The following is a 1246-nucleotide window of genomic DNA, read 5'->3' as shown; positions in this document are numbered from 1 at the left end:
ACATGGCTACGATCCGACTTTCCCCCCACACCTCCTCCACCCCCAAAACCCCCACCCCCACCCGATGCACCAACACCCGCACCCGCACCCCCCGCTCCACCAACCGCCCCACCACCACAGAACCCACAAACCCCGCCGCCCCCGTCACCAACACCACAGACCCACTCCCACCAATCACCACAGCCCCCCACTCCCACCGTGTTACCGTCACGCGATGACGGCCGGAACACATACCACACTCCTCACAGGCAGATCAGCCCTGATAACCGGAGCAAGCTCCGGCATCGGCGCCGCCGCCGCCCGCATCTTCTGCCGCGAAGGCGCCGCAGTCACCCTCGTCGCCCGCCGCGAACAACAACTCGCCGACCTCACCGACGAATTACGCGCCCAAGGCCACCAAGCCCAATACGTCGTCGCCGACGTCACCCACACCGAACAAATCGCCCACGCCGTCCAACAAGCCATCACCACCTACGGCCACCTCGACACCGCCTTCAACAACGCAGGCACCGGCGCCACCCCCCAACCCATGCACCTCCTCGACGAAAACGCCTACGACACCGTCATGGACACCAACGTCCGCGGCGTCTGGAACTCCATGCGCCACGAAATCCGCGCCATGCTCACCCACGGCAAAGGCACCATCGTCAACAACAGCAGCACCGCAGGCCTCGTCGCCACCCCCGTCACCGCCACCTACATCGCCTCCAAACACGCCGTCCTCGGCCTCACCAAAGCCGCCGCCTGCGAATACGCCACCCACAACATCCGCGTCAACGCCATCGCCCCCGGCACCACCCGCACCGAAATGATCACCAACTGGCTCAACAACAACCCCACCATCGAACAAACCCTCCTCAACCACACCCCCCTCCCCCGCATGGCTCACCCCAACGAAATCGCCGAAGCCGCCGCCTGGCTCTCCAGCGACCACGCCTCCTACATCCTCGGCACCACCCTCACCATCGACGGCGGCTGGACCACCCACTAACACCAACCAACCACCCAACCAACCACCGCGGGAACGAACACGCGGGCGCACCCGACAAACAGCCCGGACCGCGGCAGCACCAGCCCGAACAACAGGCGAAAGGGACGGGAAACACCGAGGAATCGGCCGATCACGGATGACGACGGAGCAGCACTGAGAGCGACCGCCCTCACAACCGCCAACCCCTTGGGGGACAGTCCCGCAGCCCCCTGGCCGCCACTACCAGTCGACTGCGCCGATCACGAACCCGGCGAC

General features: G+C 65.9%; 2 protein-coding genes. One reads left to right on the top strand and one right to left on the bottom strand.

Annotated features, from left to right (window positions below; genetic code table 11):
- Nucleotides 1-232, bottom strand: a 232-nt coding sequence (locus tag IE257_RS37700; RefSeq protein ID WP_189974637.1) for an NAD-dependent epimerase/dehydratase family protein, incomplete at its 3' end; no start/stop codon positions are given.
- On the opposite strand from IE257_RS37700, the gene IE257_RS37695 reads away from it, so the two are divergent.
- The gene (locus IE257_RS37695; protein WP_189974635.1) at nucleotides 215-991 is read left to right on the top strand and encodes an SDR family NAD(P)-dependent oxidoreductase; all 777 of its coding nucleotides are present in this window, start codon (nucleotides 215-217) and stop codon (nucleotides 989-991) included. The genes IE257_RS37700 and IE257_RS37695 overlap by 18 nt on opposite strands.
- Nucleotides 992-1246 lie beyond the last annotated feature (255 nt).

The sequence above is a fragment of the Streptomyces avidinii genome, assembly GCF_014650695.1.
GTDB classification, from domain to species: Bacteria; Actinomycetota; Actinomycetes; order Streptomycetales; family Streptomycetaceae; genus Streptomyces; species Streptomyces avidinii.
The sequence above is the reverse complement of the archived record's forward strand: the minus strand, read 5'-3'. Positions and strand labels throughout refer to the sequence as shown.

Bases quoted from the DNA above. Each gene is read 5' to 3' on its own strand.
- IE257_RS37695 (WP_189974635.1), top strand. From the start codon at position 215: ATGACGGCCGGAACACATACCACACTCCTCACAGGCAGATCAGCCCTG.